Origin of the sequence: Rhodoferax sp. (assembly GCF_039922535.1) — a bacterium.
Classification (GTDB): Bacteria; Pseudomonadota; Gammaproteobacteria; order Burkholderiales; family Burkholderiaceae_C; genus Rhodoferax_B.
In genome coordinates this window covers 40843-59951 of sequence record NZ_JBDTEM010000147.1, presented here as the reverse complement: position 1 = coordinate 59951, position 19109 = coordinate 40843, and the positions used below count along the sequence as shown (strand labels likewise).

General features: G+C 64.1%; 20 protein-coding genes. 14 read left to right on the top strand and 6 right to left on the bottom strand.

Going from position 1 to position 19109, the window contains the following annotated elements; all coding sequences use genetic code 11:
- Positions 1-4 precede the first annotated feature (4 nt).
- The 10 genes from mlaD (at position 5) to hisD (ending at position 7800) form a co-directional block, all read left to right on the top strand.
- A complete protein-coding gene (mlaD, locus tag ABI213_RS07040; protein WP_348005832.1) occupies positions 5-496 on the top strand; it encodes an outer membrane lipid asymmetry maintenance protein MlaD in 492 nt (163 codons plus the stop codon).
- The gene (locus ABI213_RS07035; RefSeq protein ID WP_348005831.1) at positions 493-1248 is read left to right on the top strand and encodes a VacJ family lipoprotein; all 756 of its coding nucleotides are present in this window, start codon (positions 493-495) and stop codon (positions 1246-1248) included. Before mlaD ends, ABI213_RS07035 begins: the two co-directional genes overlap by 4 nt.
- 126 nt (positions 1249-1374) lie before the next feature.
- Positions 1375-2013, top strand: a complete 639-nt coding sequence (locus ABI213_RS07030; RefSeq protein WP_348007928.1) for an ABC transporter substrate-binding protein — start codon at positions 1375-1377, stop codon at positions 2011-2013.
- A gap of 1 nt (position 2014) precedes the next feature.
- Positions 2015-2284, top strand: a complete 270-nt coding sequence (locus ABI213_RS07025) for an STAS domain-containing protein (RefSeq protein ID WP_348007927.1) — start codon at positions 2015-2017, stop codon at positions 2282-2284.
- 299 nt (positions 2285-2583) lie between these two features.
- A complete protein-coding gene (locus ABI213_RS07020; RefSeq protein WP_348007926.1) occupies positions 2584-3522 on the top strand; it encodes an ABC transporter ATP-binding protein in 939 nt (312 codons plus the stop codon).
- Positions 3519-4274, top strand: a complete 756-nt coding sequence (locus tag ABI213_RS07015) for an ABC transporter permease (RefSeq protein ID WP_348026524.1) — start codon at positions 3519-3521, stop codon at positions 4272-4274. Before ABI213_RS07020 ends, ABI213_RS07015 begins: the two co-directional genes overlap by 4 nt.
- Positions 4275-4281: 7 nt before the next feature.
- The gene (locus tag ABI213_RS07010) at positions 4282-4524 is read left to right on the top strand and encodes a BolA/IbaG family iron-sulfur metabolism protein (protein WP_348007924.1); all 243 of its coding nucleotides are present in this window, start codon (positions 4282-4284) and stop codon (positions 4522-4524) included.
- 20 nt (positions 4525-4544) lie between these two features.
- The gene (gene murA, locus ABI213_RS07005; protein ID WP_348007923.1) at positions 4545-5825 is read left to right on the top strand and encodes a UDP-N-acetylglucosamine 1-carboxyvinyltransferase; all 1281 of its coding nucleotides are present in this window, start codon (positions 4545-4547) and stop codon (positions 5823-5825) included.
- Complete coding sequence (gene hisG, locus ABI213_RS07000) at positions 5822-6472, top strand: ATP phosphoribosyltransferase (protein ID WP_348007922.1); 651 nt, start codon at positions 5822-5824, stop codon at positions 6470-6472. The genes murA and hisG overlap by 4 nt, the downstream gene beginning before the upstream one ends.
- Positions 6473-6477: 5 nt before the next feature.
- Positions 6478-7800 (top strand): histidinol dehydrogenase, encoded by a 1323-nt coding sequence (gene hisD, locus ABI213_RS06995; protein WP_348007921.1) that lies wholly within the window; start codon positions 6478-6480, stop codon positions 7798-7800.
- 90 nt (positions 7801-7890) lie between these two features.
- Here the strand turns inward: hisD and ABI213_RS06990 are convergent, their stop codons facing one another.
- On the bottom strand, positions 7891-9579 hold the full coding sequence (locus ABI213_RS06990; protein WP_348007920.1) for an asparagine synthase-related protein: 1689 nt from the start codon (positions 9577-9579) through the stop codon (positions 7891-7893).
- Between the two features lie 30 nt (positions 9580-9609).
- A complete protein-coding gene (locus tag ABI213_RS06985; protein ID WP_348026522.1) occupies positions 9610-10755 on the bottom strand; it encodes a hypothetical protein in 1146 nt (381 codons plus the stop codon).
- 56 nt (positions 10756-10811) lie between these two features.
- On the opposite strand from ABI213_RS06985, the gene ABI213_RS06980 reads away from it, so the two are divergent.
- Both ABI213_RS06980 and ABI213_RS06975 read left to right on the top strand, forming a co-directional pair.
- Positions 10812-12041 (top strand): glycosyltransferase, encoded by a 1230-nt coding sequence (locus ABI213_RS06980; RefSeq protein WP_348026520.1) that lies wholly within the window; start codon positions 10812-10814, stop codon positions 12039-12041.
- A 3-nt stretch (positions 12042-12044) separates the two neighbouring features.
- On the top strand, positions 12045-13151 hold the full coding sequence (locus ABI213_RS06975; RefSeq protein WP_348008609.1) for a J domain-containing protein: 1107 nt from the start codon (positions 12045-12047) through the stop codon (positions 13149-13151).
- Positions 13152-13224: 73 nt separating this feature from the next.
- On the opposite strand, the gene ABI213_RS06970 is transcribed toward ABI213_RS06975, so the two are convergent.
- From ABI213_RS06970 to argH, 4 genes are all read right to left on the bottom strand, one after another.
- On the bottom strand, positions 13225-14544 hold the full coding sequence (locus ABI213_RS06970) for an ATP-binding protein (protein WP_348008608.1): 1320 nt from the start codon (positions 14542-14544) through the stop codon (positions 13225-13227).
- Positions 14541-15200, bottom strand: a complete 660-nt coding sequence (locus ABI213_RS06965; protein ID WP_348008607.1) for a response regulator transcription factor — start codon at positions 15198-15200, stop codon at positions 14541-14543. Before ABI213_RS06965 ends, ABI213_RS06970 begins: the two co-directional genes overlap by 4 nt.
- A 42-nt stretch (positions 15201-15242) precedes the next feature.
- Complete coding sequence (locus tag ABI213_RS06960) at positions 15243-15680, bottom strand: universal stress protein (RefSeq protein WP_348008606.1); 438 nt, start codon at positions 15678-15680, stop codon at positions 15243-15245.
- A gap of 181 nt (positions 15681-15861) precedes the next feature.
- The gene (gene argH / locus ABI213_RS06955) at positions 15862-17265 is read right to left on the bottom strand and encodes an argininosuccinate lyase (protein WP_348008605.1); all 1404 of its coding nucleotides are present in this window, start codon (positions 17263-17265) and stop codon (positions 15862-15864) included.
- 67 nt (positions 17266-17332) lie between these two features.
- On the opposite strand from argH, the gene ABI213_RS06950 reads away from it, so the two are divergent.
- Both ABI213_RS06950 and ABI213_RS06945 read left to right on the top strand, forming a co-directional pair.
- Positions 17333-18367, top strand: coding sequence for a histidine kinase (locus ABI213_RS06950; protein WP_348008604.1), 1035 nt, complete (start codon positions 17333-17335; stop codon positions 18365-18367).
- A complete protein-coding gene (locus ABI213_RS06945; protein WP_348008603.1) occupies positions 18364-19107 on the top strand; it encodes a LytTR family DNA-binding domain-containing protein in 744 nt (247 codons plus the stop codon). Before ABI213_RS06950 ends, ABI213_RS06945 begins: the two co-directional genes overlap by 4 nt.
- Positions 19108-19109: the final 2 nt, after the last annotated feature.

The following is a 19109-nucleotide window of genomic DNA, read 5'->3' as shown; positions in this document are numbered from 1 at the left end:
TTCTATGCAACGTTCCAAAAACGATATCTGGGTGGGTTTGTTTGTACTGCTGGGCGCAGCAGCCCTGCTGTTCCTGGCCCTGCAGTCGGCTAACTTACTGTCTCTGAACTTCCAAACCGGCTACACCGTCAGCGCCAAGTTCGACAACATCGGTGGTCTGAAACCCAAAGCCGCGGTGAAAAGCGCCGGGGTGGTGGTGGGCCGTGTGGATAACATCACTTTTGATGACAAAAGCTTCCAGGCCCGGGTGGCGTTGTCCATGGACCCACGCTACGCTTTCCCCAAAGACAGTTCGCTGAAGATTCTGACCAGTGGTTTGCTGGGTGAGCAGTATGTGGGCATCGAAGCCGGTGCTGACGCGAAGAATCTGGTGGCGGGCGATACGATTTCGGCCACGCAGTCGGCGGTGGTACTCGAGAATTTGATCAGCCAGTTTTTATACAGCAAGGCCGCCGATGGCCCAGATGCCTCCGCTGCTGCACCCGCTAAAAAATGACGGTGGAGTCCACTCCATTAAATACTATGAAAAATATAGCTAGATACGCAACCCTTACCTCCGCTGCAGGCATTTTTGTCCTTATTTCTGGTTGCGCGACCGGCCCCCAGGCCAATCCGCGTGATCCGCTGGAGCCCATGAACCGCCAGATCTTCGGCTTCAACGAGGTGGTGGACAACGCCGTGGTCAAGCCCGTGGCCAAGGCCTACACCTATGTCACGCCGTCGCTGGTGCGCCAGGGGGTGACCAATTTCTTCTCCAACCTGGGGGATGTTTGGAGCACCGCCAACAACGCCTTGCAGTTCAAGGGCCGGGCGGCGGCGGAAAGCTGGATGCGCTTCAGTATTAACACCGTGTTTGGCATAGGCGGCGTTTTTGACCTGGCCACCGATATGGGGCTGGAGCGCCATAAAGAAGATTTCGGCCAGACGCTGGGCGTGTGGGGCGTGCCGTCGGGGCCGTACCTGGTGCTGCCGCTGCTGGGGCCATCGACCGTGCGCGATACGGCTGCGCTGCCCGTCGACATGCAGGGTAACGCGCTCAACGCCGTGCCCCACTCGGGCGACCGCGACCGTTTGACGGGCCTGAACCTGATCAACATCCGTGCCAATCTGCTGCGCGCAGGCGCGGTGCTGGACGAGGCCGCATTGGACAAATACAGCTTTACCCGCGACTTCTACCTGCAGGTGCGCCGCAGCGAGGTGTACGACGGCAACCCGCCCGATCTGCCCGTACCTGATGCAGCCAAATAAGCCCCCAGGTTCGCACGCTGCTGTGTAAGCACTGTGCAAAGCGGGCTTGTAACCGCCGCCTTTGCGTCAACCTGTAGGTGGCCATTTCCATTATTGCAATGCGGGATTCCCGCCGAGAAAGTGTGTATGAAACGTCGTTTATTAGGCCAGTTGGCCGCCGGTTTGCTGTTTACTGTGGCGGCTGTCACGTCGATGGGGGCCATGGCTGCCGACGAAGCGCCCGACGCGCTGGTCAAGCGCATCTCCACCGAGGTGCTGGACACCATCAAGGCCGACAAAACCCTGCAGCAGGGTAATGTCAGCAAGATCATGGTTTTGGTGGACACCAAGATCATGCCGAACGTGAACTTCCAGCGCATGACGGCCTCGGCAGTCGGCCCCGGCTGGCGCCAGGCCACGCCTGAGCAGCAAAAGAAGCTGCAAGACGAGTTCAAGACCCTGCTGGTCCGCACCTATTCTGGCGCTCTGGCCCAGGTCACCAGTGACCAGGAAATCAGCATGAAGCCCTTCCGCGCGTCGCCAGACGACAAAGAAGTATTGGTGCGCACCGAAGTCAAAGGCCGTGGTGACCCGGTTCAGCTCGACTACCGGCTGGAGAAAACTCCCGGAGACGGCGCGGGCTGGAAGATCTTCAACCTGAACGTGCTGGGCGTGTGGCTGGTAGAAACCTACCGCAGCCAGTTCGCCAGCGAGATCAACGCCAAGGGCGTGGACGGCCTGATCGCCAGTCTGGCCGCGCGCAACCAAGCCAACGCTAAAAAATAACATGCTTGTTCTGCCCGCCGAGCTGACCCACGCCCAGGCCACCGCCTCGCTGCGCACGCTGGTGCAGGGCTTGCGCTCTCAGACCGGCACGGCGGTGGTAGTGGACGCGACTGCGCTGTCCCGGTTTGATTCGTCGGCCCTGGCCGTTTTGCTGGCATGCCGCCGTGAGAGCGCCAGCCTGGGCCGTTCGTTTGCGGTGCGTGGCTTGCCCCAGCGGCTGGCCGCCTTGGCGGGTTTGTACGGCGTGGCCGAGCTTTTGCCCGCCGCCTGATGGCGCGGGCAAGGGCCCTCACAAGTAATCAATGTCCACCGAGCGGCTGGCAAATCCAGCTGGTTTGGTATCCAGTCGCCCACAAGTTCATCGGCCAGGGCCTGCAAACCGCCGCCAGGGTGCCACTGCAGTGCGACAAAGGGACAGCGTTCCAAAGCTTTCGTATAGGCATGTTTGGCTTGGAGAAACTGCACAAGGTGGCGCGTACGGTGCAGCATCTGCAGCGGGCTTTGGACCGGATCCGGGCCTAAATCCCTTGCGGGGGTGGTGCCGGGGCCAACCGTTAAAATCACTGCCCCATGCCCGCCATATCCTTCCAGAAGGTCTCCAAGACCTACCCCAGCCCCCGCGGCTCCCAAAAACCCTCTCTCACTGCCCTCGACAGCGTCAGCTTCGACATCGCGCAGGGGGAGTTTTTTGGCCTGCTTGGCCCCAATGGCGCGGGTAAAACCACGCTGATCAGTATTCTGGCGGGCTTGAACCGCGCCACCGGTGGCAAGGTGATGGTGCACGGACACGACGTGGCCAAGGACTACGCCCTGGCCCGCCGCCAGCTCGGCGTGGTGCCGCAAGAGCTGGTGTTCGACCCGTTTTTCAACGTCCGCGAGGCGTTGCGCATCCAGTCCGGCTACTTTGGCGTGAAGAACAACGATGCCTGGATCGACGAGCTGCTGGAAAGCCTGGGCCTGGCCGACAAAGCCAACGCCAACATGCGCCAGCTCTCCGGCGGCATGAAGCGCCGCGTGCTGGTGGCCCAGGCCTTGGTGCACAAGCCGCCGGTCATTGTGCTGGACGAGCCCACCGCCGGGGTGGACGTGGAACTGCGCCAGACCCTGTGGCAGTTCATCGCCAAACTCAACAAGCAAGGCCACACGGTGCTGCTCACTACCCATTACCTGGAAGAGGCTGAGGCTCTGTGCTCGCGCATCGCCATGCTGAAAAAAGGCCGCATCGTCGCGCTGGACCGCACCAGCGAGTTGTTGAAAAATGCCTCCAGCAATGTGCTGCGCTTCAAAGTGGATAGCGAACTACCTAGTGCTCTGGCGCAGCAGGCCCGCATTACAGGCCGCATCGTGCAGTTCCCCGCACACAACGCTGCCGAGATCGAACGCTATCTGGCGGCCGTGCGCGAAGCCGGTTTGACTGCCGAAGACGTGGAGATCCGCAAGGCCGACCTCGAAGACGTATTTTTAGATGTGATGACCAACGGCTACACCGCCACTGAGGCACAAGCATGACCGGCTGGCAAACCCTTTTATACAAAGAATCGTTGCGCTTCTGGAAGGTCGGCTTCCAGACTGTGGGCGCGCCGGTGCTGACCGCCGTGCTGTACCTGTTGATCTTCGGCCACGTGCTCGAAGGCAAGGCCCTGGTCTACGGCACGGTCAACTACACCGCCTTTTTAGTGCCCGGCTTGGTGATGATGAGCGTGCTGCAAAACGCCTTTGCCAACAGCTCGTCGTCGCTGATCCAAAGCAAGATCATGGGCAGCCTGGTGTTTGTGCTGCTCTCTCCCCTGTCGCACTGGGACTGGTTCTGGGCCTACGTGGGCTCGGCGGTGGCGCGTGGCCTGCTGGTAGGCGCGGGCGTGTTTGCCGTTACGGCCATCTTCACCGGTGCCAGCTTTGTGGCTCCCGTGTGGATCATCGTGTTTGCGGTGCTGGGTGCGGCTTTGCTGGGCACGCTGGGTATTGTTGCCGGGCTGTGGGCTGAAAAATTTGACCAGATGGCGGCGTTCCTGAACTTCGTGATCATGCCCATGACCTTTTTGAGCGGCGTGTTCTATTCCATCCATTCCCTGCCGCCTTTCTGGCAAACCGTGAGCCACCTGAACCCGTTTTTCTACATGATCGACGGCTTCCGCTACGGCTTCTTTGGCGTGAGCGACGTGTCGCCCTGGCTCAGCCTGGGCATCGTCGGCTCGGCCCTGGTGGTGGTGAGCGCCATCACGGTGAACCTCTTGCGCATCGGCTACAAAATCCGCGGATAACAAAAAAATGACTGCTGAAGAACTCCAAACCATCATCCAGGCGCACCTGCCCTGTGAGCACATCGCCCTGGAAGGCGATGGCCGCCACTGGTACGCCACCATCGTCTCGGCTGAATTCGAAGGCCGGCGTGCCATCCAGCGCCACCAGCGGGTCTACGCCACGCTGGGTGCCAAGATGCACACCGACGAGGTGCATGCGCTGTCGATGAAGACCTACACCCCCGCTGAATGGGCAGCCTTGCCCCAATAAAGTTTTTTAGAACGATTTCCATGGACAAACTCCTCATCCGCGGTGGCCGCAGCCTGCATGGTTCGGTGCGCATCTCCGGTGCCAAAAACGCCGCCTTGCCCGAACTTTGCGCCGCTTTGTTGACGGCAGAGCCGGTCACCCTCACCAACGTGCCACGCCTGCAAGACGTGTCCACCATGCTCACGCTGATCCGCAACATGGGTGTCACGGCTGAGCGCAGCGAGGAGGGCTCCGTAACCCTCAACGCCAGCGACCTGTCGTCGCCCGAAGCCCCGTACGAGCTGGTCAAAACCATGCGCGCCTCGGTGCTGGCGCTGGGCCCGCTGCTGGCCCGCTTTGGCGAGGCCACCGTGTCCCTGCCCGGCGGCTGCGCGATTGGCTCGCGCCCGGTGGACCAGCACATTCTGGGCATGCAGGCCATGGGGGCCGAGATCGTGGTCGAGCACGGCTACATGATCGCCAAGCTGCCTGCGGGCCGCACCCGCCTCAAGGGCTGCCACATCACCACCGACATGGTCACCGTGACCGGCACCGAGAACTTCCTCATGGCCGCCACCCTGGCCGAAGGCGAAACCATTCTGGAAAACGCCGCGCAAGAGCCGGAAATCAGCGATTTGGCCGAAATGCTGATCAAGATGGGCGCCAAGATCGAAGGCCACGGCACCCACCGCATCCGCATCCAGGGCGTAGACAAGCTGCACGGCTGCACCCACCAGGTCGTCGCCGACCGCATCGAGACCGGCACTTTTCTGTGCGCCGTGGCCGCCACCGGTGGCGACGTGCTGCTGCAGCAAGGCCGCGCCGACCATCTGGACGCGGTGATCGACAAGCTGCGCACCGCCGGTGTCACCGTGACCCCCGAGGCCGACGGCATCCGCGTGCAGTCGGCTGGCCCGGCCCACACGCACCTCAAGGCACAGAGCTTTCGCACCACCGAATACCCCGGTTTCCCCACCGATATGCAAGCCCAGTTCATGGTCCTGAATTGTGTGGCCCAGGGCCCCAGCAAGGTCACCGAGACGATTTTTGAAAATCGCTTCATGCACGTCAACGAGTTGGTGCGCCTGGGCGCGCACATCCAGATCGACGGCAAAGTGGCCGTCATCGAAGGCATTGCCAAGCTCTCGGGCGCGACCGTCATGGCCACCGACCTGCGCGCCTCCGCCAGCCTAGTGATCGCCGGCCTTGTGGCCGAGGGCGAAACCGTGGTGGACCGCATCTACCACCTGGACCGGGGCTACGACCAAATGGAAGCCAAGCTGCGCGGCATCGGTGCAGACATTGAGCGAGTGAAAGCATGATCACCTTAGCCCTGTCCAAAGGCCGCATCTTTGACGACACGCTGCCGCTGTTGCGCGCCGCCGGTATCGAGGTGCTGGACGACCCCGAAAAATCCCGCAAGCTGATTCTGGACACCAACCAACCCGGCGTGCGCGTGCTGATCGTGCGCGCCTCCGACGTGCCCACCTATGTGGAAAACGGTGGTGCCGATCTGGGCATTACCGGCAAAGACACGCTGATCGAACACGGCGGCCAGGGTCTGTACCAGCCGCTGGACCTGCAAATCGCCAAATGCCGCATCAGCGTGGCGGTGCGCAACGACTTTGACTACGAACGTGCCGTCAAGCAGGGTTCGCGCCTGCGGGTAGCGACCAAATATGTAGCAATTGCGCGCGAATTTTTTGCCACCAAGGGCGTGCACGTGGACATGATCAAGCTCTACGGCAGCATGGAACTGGCCCCGCTGACCGGGCTGGCCGATGCCATCGTTGATCTGGTGTCCACCGGCAACACGCTGCGGGCTAACCACCTGAAAGAGGTGGAACGCATCATGGACATCAGCTCGCGTCTGGTCGTCAACCAAGCCGCGCTCAAGCTCAAGCAGGCCCCCATCCGCGCCATGATCGATGCCTTCGCCGCAGCGGTGGCCGAACGATCTAACGCCTGAATACTATGAATTTCGTAGCTACTCCCGCACGTCTATCCAGTGCTAGCAGCACTTTTGAGGCTGAATTCAAAGCCCGCCTGCACTGGTCTGCCGAGGCGGACACGGCGATTGAAAAGGTCGTTGCCGACATCCTCGCCGACGTGCAGCAGCGCGGCGACGCGGCGGTGCTGGAGTACACGAATCGCTTTGACGGTTTGCAAGCCAGCACCCTGGCCGAACTGGAACTGACCCAGGCCGAGCTCAAAGCCGCCTTCGACACCATTCCCGCAGCCCAGCGCGAAGCTCTTCAGGCCGCAGCCGCCCGAGTCCGCACCTACCACGAGGCGCAGAAAAAGGCCTCGGGCGAGAGCTGGAGCTACCGCGATGCCGACGGCACGCTTTTAGGCCAAAAGGTCACGCCGCTGGACCGCGTGGGCATCTACGTGCCCGGTGGCAAGGCCGCCTACCCCAGCAGCGTGCTGATGAACGCCATCCCCGCGCACGTGGCCGGTGTCGGCGAGATCATCATGGTGGTGCCTACGCCCCGTGGCGAAAAGAACGCGCTGGTGCTGGCTGCGGCCTATGTGGCCGGTGTCACCCGCGCCTACACCATCGGCGGCGCGCAGGCCGTGGCCGCGCTGGCCTATGGCACGGCCACTATCCCCAACGTCCACAAGATCACCGGCCCCGGCAACGCCTACGTGGCAGCGGCCAAGCGCCGCGTTTTCGGCACCGTGGGCATCGACATGATTGCCGGCCCCAGCGAAATCCTGGTGCTGGCCGACGGCACAACCCCGCCCGATTGGGTGGCGATGGACCTGTTCAGCCAAGCCGAACACGACGAGCTGGCGCAAAGCATCTTGCTGTGCCCGGATGCGGCGTACATAGCCCAGGTGCAGGCCAGCATCGACCGCCTGCTGAACGAGATGCCCCGCGCCGAGATCATCGCCAAGTCGCTCACCGGCCGTGGCGCGCTGATCCACACCCGCAGCATGGAAGAGGCCTGCGAGATCAGCAACCGCATCGCCCCCGAGCATTTGGAAGTCAGCAGCACCGACCCGCACCGTTGGGAACCGCTGCTCAAACATGCCGGAGCCATCTTTTTGGGTGCCTACACCAGCGAAAGCCTGGGCGACTACTGCGCCGGACCCAACCACGTGCTGCCGACCAGCGGCACGGCCCGCTTTTCCAGCCCGCTGGGGGTCTACGACTTCCAAAAGCGCAGCAGCCTCATCGAAGTCAGCCAGGCCGGTGCCCAGCCCCTGGGCCGCATCGCCGCCGAGCTGGCCTATGGCGAAGGCCTGCAGGCCCATGCGCGGGCGGCGGAAATGCGTTTAGACCCGATTTAAGCCCATTTTTCAGGCATAAAAATAGCGGCTGGCGCAGGTACTACCTGCGCCAGCCGCTATTTATTTTGACGTCAAAAAAGAGAGTGTGCCTTAGGCGGGCATCTTGTACCCAGGCGCGTGCGCCTGCAGCCACTGCTCCAACATCATCAGAATCCACACCATTTCGCCAAAGTAGCCAGGGTGCTCCTGCAGCCGCTCGGTGAGCAGGCTGCGGATGAATTCGGGGCGCACGATGTTGCGGGTGGCCAGGCTGTTCAGGGAGTCGGTGGCGACGGCTCTGAGGCCGTCGTGGCGGGTGGCCCAGACGCCGAAGGGCAGGCCGAAGCCTTGTTTCTTCTTGGTCAAAATCTCGTCCGGCAGGAAGCCGCGCAGGGCTTCCTTGAAGAACCAGCGCAGCTTCAGGCCCTTGAGCTTGTATTCCAGCGGCAGCTTGAGCGAGAAGTCCAACAGTGCCTCGTTCAGCATCGGAAAGCCCACGCCCAGGCCCGCCAGCCGGGTGGTGCCGCAGACCTTGGGCAGGTCGCTTTCGGCCAGGGTGTAGCGCCAGTCGAAGGCCAGCATGCGGTTGAGCTGGCTGCCGGTGGTGGGCAAGCTCCAGATGCCGCGCTGCTGCTCGGCCGGGCCTTGGATGTTGACCTGGCTGAGGAAGGCCGGGGTCAGCACATCGTTCACACCCAGGCGCAGCAGCAGGTTGTACATCTGCAGGCGGTCGGGCAGGGGGACTTTGGCTTGCTCGACGTAGCTGGAGGCTTTGCTGAGCAGCGAGATGCTGCTTTCAGCCGTTTTGGCCAGCATCGGCTCCATCAGGCCGCTGCGGATGCCGCTGGGCACCCTGTCGTACCAGCCAAACACGCGCTGCTTGGCGTAGCGGCTGTTGCCGCCAAAGAGCTCGTCGCCGCCATCTCCGGCCAGGATTTTGGTCACACCGTCGTCTTTGGCTTTGAGCGCGCAGTAGTACGAGGGCAGGGCGGAGGAGTTGCCGAAGGGCTGGTCGTACGAGCGGGCCACGTCGGCAATGCTGCGCACCAGGTCGTCGGGGGTGACGTAGTACTCGTGGTGCTCGGTGCCAAAGTGGCGCGAGGCCAGCCGGGCGTATTCCATTTCGTCGTAGCCCTCGGCATCGAAGCCGATGGAGTAGGTGGCGGCCTTTGGCCCCTGCTTGCCGCCGATTTCGCTGAGCATGCCGGCCACGGTGGAGCTGTCGGTACCGCCGCTCAAAAAGCAGGCGGCCTTGCCGCCGTCGAGCTGGGTGTTGACGGCGTTGCGCACCAGGCCCCGGAACTCTTCGCGCAGGCTGCTGAACGACGCGCTGCGCGGCTCGATGAAGGTGGGCACCCAGTAGGGTGCTACGGTGAGTTGGCCGTGCTCAAACAGCGCGTAGTGCCCCGGCGGCAGGCGAAAAACACCTTTGAAGATGGTGCGTGGCGAGGGGATGGCGTGGAAGTACAGGTAGTCGAAGATGGCCTGCGGGTCGATGTCGGCACCGTCGGCCAATTCATCGGCACGGCCTGCGAAGCGGATCTGCCCGTCCACCACCCGGTAGCACAGGCTGCGGATGGCAAAGCGGTCCACCGCCAGAAAGGTGCGGCCCGAGGGCTCTTGCAGCCCCACCGCAAAGTCGCCCGTGGCCTGCAGTGCGGCGCTGCTGGCATCGGCCGCGCAGGCGGCTTGCCAGGCGGCCAACGGGCCGTCGGTGCTGGCCAGCGCCGCCAGACGGGCATCGCTAAAGCGGGGGCTGCCCAGTACCAGGGATGCCAGGGAGGGGGTGTTTGAGGACATATTAGGGCGTAAAAGGCAAAAATATCGAGGCTAGCGCGCCAGCGGGCGCTGCATCGCTCCGGGATTATGCGGGGCAATGTTGAGCGCAATGCTCTTGGCCGTGTGACTATATTCACGCTGGGCTTGCAGGTTGGGGTCCAGTGCGATGGCTTTGCCCAGCAGCGGCGAGCCTGCGCGCAGCCGGTAGCTGCCGCCGGGGGCGAGGCTGCTGCGGTCGGTGTTGAAGTTATTGCGGAAGTCGCCCGATGGGATGGCCTGTAGCGGTGCTGTGCCGACCAGCAGGTTGTTGACGGCCAGCACGGCATCGGCACCGGGTTTGACCTTCAGCCAGCTGCCGCCGCTGGGCAGGTCGTCCACCAGGGTGTTGTAGGCCAGGCTGAGCTGGTTGAAGGGCCAGGTGTAGCCCTCGGCCCCGAAGGCAATGAGCACCGGGTTTTCGGTCAGCGGGCCTTGCTGGATGATGTTGCCCACCACCACGGCCACGCCGCCGTTGGGAAACTCCAGCTCGTAGCTGGCGCTGCCGCCGTCGTCGGTCAGGCGGTTGTACAGGATGTGGCTGATGGCGGCGCGGCTTTTCAGCAGGTGGCCGGTGCGGGCGTGGTGCAGGTAGCTGCCGGTCACCGTGGCGCGGGCAATCTGGCCGATGTAGAGGTTGTGGTTGTGCCCGTCGGGGCGCATGTTGTAGGCGAATTCGCTGTTTTCGACCTCCAGCACGGCGGTGTTGTCGTTGCTGGTGAGCAGGCCCATTTCGTTGTGCGTGAAGCTGCAATTGCGCACCACCAGCCAGCCGGATTCAAAGCGGATGCCCGCACCGTTGCGGCCCGGCACCTGCGCACCTTCAAAGTCAAAGCCTTCCACCGTGAGCTTGGGGCTGCGCACCACCCATATGCCTTTGTCCTCGGCCGCCATGCCGTTGGCCCGCAGGCGGACCCGGCCGCCCACGGCACGCAGGTTCAGGTTGGGTTGGGTCCACACCGCCACGTCGCCCACGTAATCGCCCGCATCTACTTCAATTGTGGTGTCAGCGCCCGCCAATCGTGCGGCGGCAGCTATTGTTTTGATAGTCCGCGTGGGGCCGACTTGCAAGGTGTTGCCCGCCACTGCCGCGTGCGTGGGCAGGCACCATAGACCGAGTAGCCAGGGCAGGGCAAGGAGAGGACGGCGGGAGATGGGCATGGCTGGGCATTTTGTCAGAGCCGTCCTTTATCATCCATATGATGAAAACCGTCTTGATGATTGCATACCATTTTCCGCCTTTGGCGGGTAGCAGCGGCATCCAGCGCACGCTGCGCTTCGTGCAGCACCTGCCCGCCCTGGGCTGGAAGCCGGTGGTGCTGACCGCCGACCCGCGCGCCTACGAGCGGACCAGCCCGGATTTGATGCGCGACGTGCCCGACGGCACGGTGGTGCGCCGCGCCTTCGCCCTCGACACCGCGCGGCACCTGAACATCCAGGGCCGCTACATGGGCTGGATGGCCCGGCCCGACCGCTGGATCAGCTGGCGCTTTGACGCGGTGCGCCAGGGCCTGCAGCTCATCAAAGAATTCAAGCCCGACGCGATCTGGTCTACCTACCCGATTGCCACCGCCCACGTGATTGCCCAGCAGTTGCACCAGAAGACCGGCCTGCCCTGGATTGCCGACTTCCGCGACCCGATGGCGCAAGACGGCTACCCCGCCGACCCCATCACCTGGCGCAGCTACCAGCGCATTGAGCAGGAAGCGGTCGAGCAGGCCAGCCGCAGCGTTTTCACCACCCCCGGTGCGGCGCAGATGTACCGCGAGCGCTACCCCCAGGCCGCCAGCCGCATCACCGTGCTGGAAAACGGCTATGACGAAGAAAGCTTTGCCAACGCGCCTCATGCCCCTGTGCGGGTGTTGACGGACGACCAGCCCGTGGTGCTGCTGCACAGCGGCATCGTCTACCCGTCGGAGCGCGACCCGACCCAGCTGTTCCAGGCCCTGCAGCGCCTCAAGGCCAGCGGTGGTTTGACGGCCCGGCAACTGCAAATTCGCTTCCGTGCCTCGGCCCATGATGACATGCTGACCCAGCTGGCCAGCCAGTACGGCGTGCAAGATTTCATCGAGCTTAGCCCCGCTGTGCCCTACCGCGAGGCCTTGGCCGAAATGCTGTCGGTCGATGCCTTGCTGGTCATGCAGGCCAGCAACTGCAACGCCCAGATTCCCGCCAAGATTTACGAATATCTGCGTGCCGGCCGCCCTGTACTCGGGCTGACCGACCCGGTGGGCGACACCGCGGGTGTGCTGCGCGGTGCCGGGCTGGAGGCCATGGCGCGCATCGACTCGGTGGACGAAATTGCCGAACTGCTGCCGCAGTTTGTGGCCGCCGTGCGGGCCCAGGCCGTGCGCCTGCCCGACCCCGCGGCGGTTAAAAACGCGTCGCGCCAAGGCCGTTCGCAGGCATTTGCGGACTTGTTGAATGGCCTGGCTTCTAAAGTTTGACCCGTGACGGCACCCCGACAGATTCGCATCGTTCCCCCGCAAGCCCAGTCCACGCTGAGCCCGGGCCAAAAAGCCTTCAACACCCTGGTGGCCAAGATCGCCAAGCAGCGCGACCTGCTGCTGCAATGGCAAACCGCTGCCGATAGCTACCGGCACAAAGTGGCCAGCGACTACGCCCCGCTGCAGGCGCAGTACCGCGCGGCGCAGGTGGCTTTTGCGAACGGGTTGGACAAGGCCCTGGGCCAGCCCGGCCTGACCAAGGCCGACCGCAAAACGGCCGCGGAAGTGATCTGCGAGATCGCCCGCAACGTGCTGGAGAGTACCGGCGATGAGGCGATGAAAGCGCTTTACAACCAGCACAGCCCCACCGACTGGGATGCCGAGTTGGCCGAAGAAGCCGAACTGGATGCCCACTTTGACAAGGCGATGGAAGACGTTTACGGGCCGGACGTGTTTGCCGAGAACCCGTCGCAGTCACCCGAAGAATTGCTGGCGAAACTGTTGGGCCAGCAGGCCGATACTGCGCCCCCGCGTACCAAAAAACCCAGCGCCAAGCAACAAGCACTGGAGGCGCAGCAAAAGCTGGAGGATGCGCAAACCAGTCTATCCATCCGCGAGGTCTACCGCAAACTGGCCAGCGCCCTGCACCCCGACCGCGAGCCTGATGTCGCCGAGCGCACGCGCAAAACCGAGTTGATGCAGCGGGTCAACCAGGCCTACGTCAAAAAAGACCTGCTGCAACTGCTGGAACTGCAACTGGAGCTGGAGCACATCGACGCCAGCACCATGGCGGGCCTGTCCGAAGACCGGCTCAAGCACTACAACCGGGTGCTGAAAGAGCAACTGGCCGAGCTGAACGCCGAAACCGACGACATCGAAATGGGCTTGCGCATGCAATGTGGCGTGTCGCCGTTTGAGAGGTTGACACCTGTGGGCCTGATCCGGGTGCTGAATCGCGACCTGAAGGGCCTGCGCGCCCAGCTCCAGAATCTCCAGGAAGATGCCCTGTGGCTCAAGTATCCGCTGGGCATCAAAGAGTTCGTCAAGGACTACCGCCGCGAAGCCAAGGCCCGGCAGCGGGACATGGATTTGGATGGATTTAATTGGTGAAATAGGGCGCCAGCGCATATTCCGCCTGCGCAGGCAGCTATAAATTAAATAGCTGCCCAGTTTTTTGCCAGCGCTAGGGAAGCGCTGGCAACACCAGCGCCACCCGCAGCCCGCCCAGCGTGGGCGATGCGTCCAGCCGCAGTTTCGCGCCGTGCGCCTGGGCAATCGCCTGCGCAATCGCCAGACCCAGCCCGCTGCCGCCCGCGGTGGCTTCGGCGCTGCGGTAAAAGCGGTCAAACACCTTTTCCAGATCGGCGGGCGCAATGCCGGGGCCGGAGTCTTCCACGGTCAGCACGGGTGCGCCGTTCTCACGGGTGATGGCTACATCTACCCGGCCCTGTTCGGGCGTGTATTTGAGTGCGTTGTCCAGCAGGTTGCGCAGCAAGATGCGCAGTGCGTCGGGGTGGCCCATCACCCAGGCCACCTCGGTGGGCTGGCTCGGGGCTACCCCCAAGTCGATGTGGCGGGCCTGGGCTTGCGGCAGTGCTTCTTCCACCGCGAGCTGCACCAGGTCTTGCAGGTTTAAGCGCTCGGCGGGTGTGTCGGCGGCAGATTCCTGGCGGGCCAGCACCAGCAGCTGGTTCATCAGGCGCACCGCGCGGTCGATGCCCTGGTGCAGACGGGCGATGGCGACACTGCGCGTGGGCGCGTCGGGGGCGCGGTCCAGCGCCTGGGCTTGCAATTTGAGGGCGGTGAGTGGACTGCGCAGTTCGTGCGCGGCATTCGCCACAAAGGATTTTTGGGCATGGAAGGCAGCGTGCACGCGGCCAAACAGCAGGTTCAGCTCGCGCACCAGCGGCAGCACCTCGTCGGGCAGGTCGCCTTCGGGCAGCGGCGACAGGTCGTCCACCGCGCGGGCCGCCACCTGCTGGCGGGTGCGCTCCAGCGGCTGGAGGGCGTGGCGTATGGCCCACCACAGCGCGGCCATCAGCAGCGGGGCCATGATCGCCATGGGCAGCATCGCGCGCACCGCCAGGGCGCGGGCGCGGGCTTGGCGGGCGCTCAGGTCCTGGGCGATCTGGATGGTTTGCAACGGGGTCTGGATGGAATAGACGCGGTAGTGCGTGCCGTTTTGCTCCACGTCCGAAAAGCCCAGTACCGCCTGCGGTGGCAGGCGGTTGCGGTGCGACTGGAACAGCTGCACGCCGTTAGGGCTCCAGATTTGCACCTCGTACTCGGCATCGTCGGGGTCTTCCGGGTCGTATGGGTCTTTGGGCGCGCTGTGGCTGGGTGCGCCGTTGCGCAGCGCAAAGGCCATTTGCTGCAGGTGGTAGTCGAACATTTCATCGGCCTGCTGCAAGGCCCCGCGGTAAGCGGATGCGGCCTGGAACAGCGCGGCCACCAGGATGGCCGTCATCACCGAACCCAGCAGGCGGCGGCGGATGGAATTCATGGTTTGGGCATGACATAGCCCAGGCCGCGCACGTTCTGGATCAGCTCTGCGCCCAGCTTTTTGCGCAGGCCGTGGATGTAGACCTCGACCGCGTTGCTGCTCACGTCGTCTTTCCAGCTGTAGAGCTTTTCTTCCAGCTGCGCGCGCGAGAACACCACGCCGGGGCGGGCCATCAGCGCTTCCAGCACGGCCCATTCGCGGTTGGACAGGGTGACGGGCTGGCCGTCGCGGGTGGCTTCGTGGGTGGCGGGGTTCAGGCGCAGGCCGTGGGCTTCCAGCACCGGCTCAGCGCGGCCCGTGCTGCGCCGGGTCAGTGCGCGGATGCGGGCCAGCAGCTCGTCGATGTCATAGGGTTTGAGTACGTAGTCGTCGGCCCCGGCATCCAGGCCTTTGATGCGGTCGGCCACCGCGTCGCGGGCGGTCACCACCAACACGGGCGTGCTGTCTTTGCGCTGGCGCAGGGCTTTGAGCACGTCCAGCCCGTCGCGCAGGGGCAGGCCCAGGTCGAGCAGCACCAGGTCGTAGTGCTCGGTGCGCAAGGCGGTGTCGGCCATGGCACCGTCTTTCACCCAGTCCACGGCAAAGTGCTCGGCGCGCAGTACGTCGAGCACGGTTTCACCGATCATGGGGTCGTCTTCTACCAACAGCAGGCGCATAGTGTGGGCAGTATGCGCAAGCGGGCTTAGGCCTAACTTAAATCAGCGGGCGACCAGCACCGGCAGCGTGGACGCGGCCAAGACCTTGGTGGCAATGCTGCCCAATACCAGGCGGGCAATGCCGGTGCGGCCGTGCGAGCCCAAGACGATCATGTCGGCCTTTTCGGCCTGGCTGTATTCCACAATGCCGGTGGCCACGTCGCTCTCTTCCACCACCACGGGGGTGAAGGCGACCGGCGTGCCCTGCTGGCACAGCGCGGCGACCTTGGCGTGGGCCGATGCGGCCTCTTCTTGCGCCGCCTGCTTGTAGTAGTTGAGCCCTTCGGAATTGACTTCGCCCAAACCCAGATACGGATACGGGTCTACCGCATACAGAGCCGTCAATTTGGCACCGAAGTTACGGGCCAAATCCACCGCCATGGCGGCCGCATGGTCGGAGGCGGCCGAGCCGTCGGTGGCGAGCAAGATGTGTTTCAGCATGGGGAGCCTTTGCGCAAAGCGGGTTGAAGAAACCCCATTGTGCGGCCTACCGGGGCAGGCTGCCTTTGATGTACCGCAAGGGCGTTCGCGGGCCTGAAAATTCACGTAAAAAAGGCCGCTGGCGCAGTATCTACCTGCGCCAGCGGCTCTATATTTAATAGCAATTGTCTGGTAAGGCTTTTTAGCCCAAGCGCGCCCGGTGGCGGGCAATTTGCGCGCGTACCTGCGCCCAGGCCGTGCCGCCCAGGATGTTGCGGGCGTTCAGCGAGCCGCGCAGGCTCAAACATGCGTACACGTCGTCTTCGATCTTGGCGTTGAAGCCTTGCAGCACGTTCAGTGGCAGCTCGGACAGGTCTACGCCCTGGGTGATGGCCGCCTTCACGGCGTGGGCCACCACCTCGTGCGCATCACGGAAGGGCAGGCCTTTTTTGACCATGTAGTCGGCCAGATCGGTGGCGGTGGCGTAGCCGCGCAGGGCGGCGCGTTCCATGGCCTCGGGCTTGACGGTGATGCCGCCGACCATTTCGGCAAATATGCGCAGCGTGTCTTTGAGCGTGTCCACGGTGTCGAACAGCGGCTCTTTGTCTTCCTGGTTGTCCTTGTTGTAGGCCAGGGGCTGGCCCTTCATCAGGGTGATCAGGCCCATCAAATGGCCGACCACCCGGCCGGTTTTGCCGCGTGCCAGCTCGGGCACGTCGGGGTTTTTCTTCTGCGGCATGATGCTGGAGCCGGTGCAGAAGCGGTCGGCAATGTCGATGAAACCAAAGCTCTGGCTCATCCACAGCACCAGCTCTTCGCTCAGGCGGCTGATGTGCACCATGGCGATGCTGGCGGCGGCGGTGAATTCGATCGCAAAGTCGCGGTCGCTGACGGCATCCAGGCTGTTCTGGCAGACACCCTCCATGCCCAGTACGTGGGCCACGCGCTCGCGGTCCAGTGGGTAGCTGGTGCCGGCCAGTGCGGCCGAGCCCAGCGGCAGGCGGTTCACGCGCTTGCGCACGTCCAGCATGCGCTCGGCATCGCGGGCAAACATTTCCACATAGGCCAGCATATGGTGGCCAAAGCTGACCGGCTGGGCCACCTGCAGGTGGGTGAAGCCGGGCATCACCACTTCTACGTTCTTTTCGGCAATGTCTACCAGCGCCAGCTGCAGGTCGGTCAGCAGGCCGTTGATCAAATCCATCTCGTCGCGCAACCACAGGCGCACGTCGGTGGCCACCTGGTCGTTGCGGCTGCGGCCGGTGTGCAGGCGCTTGCCCGCGTCGCCGACCAGCTGGGTCAGGCGGGCTTCGATGTTCAGATGCACGTCTTCCAGGTCCAGCTTCCATTCGAAGTTGCCCGCGGAGATGTCGGTGTGGATGGTGGCCAGGCCGCGCTGGATGTCGGCAAAGTCTTGCGTGCTGATGATGCCCTGGGCGGCCAGCATGTCGGCGTGGGCCAGGCTGCCCGCAATGTCGGCCTGCCACAGGCGCTTGTCAAAAAACACGCTGGAGGTGTAGCGCTTGACCAGATCGCTCATGGGCTCGGAGAACAGCGCCGACCAGGCTTCGGATTTTTTGTCGAGTTGGTTGTGGGAAGAAGACATGGAGGATTACCAAATGGGAAGAGATGGCCTACCAGCAAGGGATCAACTTCCCCAATAATCGGCTGGTATGCAAGAACCGCAAATTTTATCGGGCTTCCAGCCGCTGGCCGCGGCCGCCGCACCGCCGCCCCGTTCGGCGCTGGTGTTTGATGCCTGCCAGGCGGGGGTGATCCTGCGCGCGGTGCTGTTTGTGGAGGTGGCGGTGGCGGTGGCGGCCGTGTTTGGTGCGCAGAACGCCTGGGACTGGTTGACGCGGCTGGCGCTGTGGACCGGCGGTGCGCTGCCCGCCGTGCTGGTGTGGTTGCTGGCGGCCTGCAGCCTGAAGCGCCCGCTGGCGCGCTTGCCGCAGCACGCGCAAAACCTGGGCGGCGTGGTGCTGGGCGCGCTGGCTGGGCTGTATGGCTGCGGCATGCTGGCCTTGATCGGCCTGCTGGACCCCGTGCCCTGGCTGGCCAGTGCGGGGGCCGGGGCCTGGCTGTCGGCGCTGGTGGTGGCGGGCCTGGTGCTGCGCGCCCGCGCCCGCACCCCGGCGGCCACCACGGCGCGGCTGGGTGAGCTGCAGGCCCGCATCCGCCCGCATTTTTTGTTCAACACGCTGAACAGCGCCATTGCCCTGGTGCGCGCCGAACCGGCCAAGGCCGAGGCCTTGCTGGAAGACCTGAGCGACCTGTTCCGCCACGCGCTGGTGGACCAGGGCGAATCCGTCACGCTGGCGGCGGAGACTCTGCTGGCCGAGCGCTATTTGTCCATTGAGCAGGTGCGTTTTGGCGAACGCCTGCGCATCCATTGGGCGCTGGACCCGCGCGCTGCCGGAGCCCAGCTGCCGCCGCTGCTGTTACAGCCGCTGGTAGAAAACGCGGTGAAGCACGGCGTGGAGCCCAGCGCCAGCGGCGCGGACGTGCGCATCTCCACCGAGCGCCGGGGCGGCACGGTGGTCATCAAAATCACCAACACCGTCCCGGGCGGCCAAGGCATCCCGGGCCATGGCTTGGCGCTGGACAACGTGCGCGACCGCCTGAACCTGCTGCACGACATGCAAGGCCAGTTCCAGGCGGGCCTGAAAGACGGCCTCTACCTCGTCCGCATCGAGATTCCAGCATGAAGGCCTTGCGCGTTTTATTGGTGGACGACGAAACCCTGGCCCGGGCCCGCCTGCGCACCTTGCTGGGCGACTGCACCGCGCCTGCGGCCGAGGTGGCGGCTGAGGCCAGCACCGCTGCAGAAGCCCTGGCGCTGCTGCCGACCCAGCCCTTCGACCTGCTGCTGCTCGACATCCACATGCCCGGCATGGACGGCGTGCAACTGGCGCAGCAGCTGCGGGCCCAGGGCGGCGGCCCCGCCGTGGTGTTCGTTACCGCGCACGCGGGCCACGCGCTACAGGCGTTTGACCTGGAGGCACTGGACTATTTGACCAAACCGGTACGGCTGCAGCGTTTGCAGCAGGCACTACAAAAAGTAGAGCGCTCTGCGCAGGTGCGTACTGCGCCAGAGCCCGATTTGGCTGAAGAATCGCTGGTGATCCACGACCGGGGCCGCACCGAGCGTGTGCCGCTGTCGGGCGTGCTGTACCTGAAGGCCGAGCTGAAATACATCACCGTGCGCACCGCCACCAAGCACTTCATCCTGGACGGTGCCTTGGGCGAGCTGGAGCAGCGCTTTGCCAGTGTGTTCATCCGCATCCACCGCAACGCGCTGGTGTCCCGGCGGGCCTTGCGGGCGCTGGAAAAACATTTCGACCCGGAGGAGGGTGAAGGCTGGGCGGTGCGTCTGCACGGGCTGGACGAGCCGCTGATGGTGTCGCGGCGGCAACTGGCGGCGGTGCGGGAAGCCATGGCGGGGTAAGC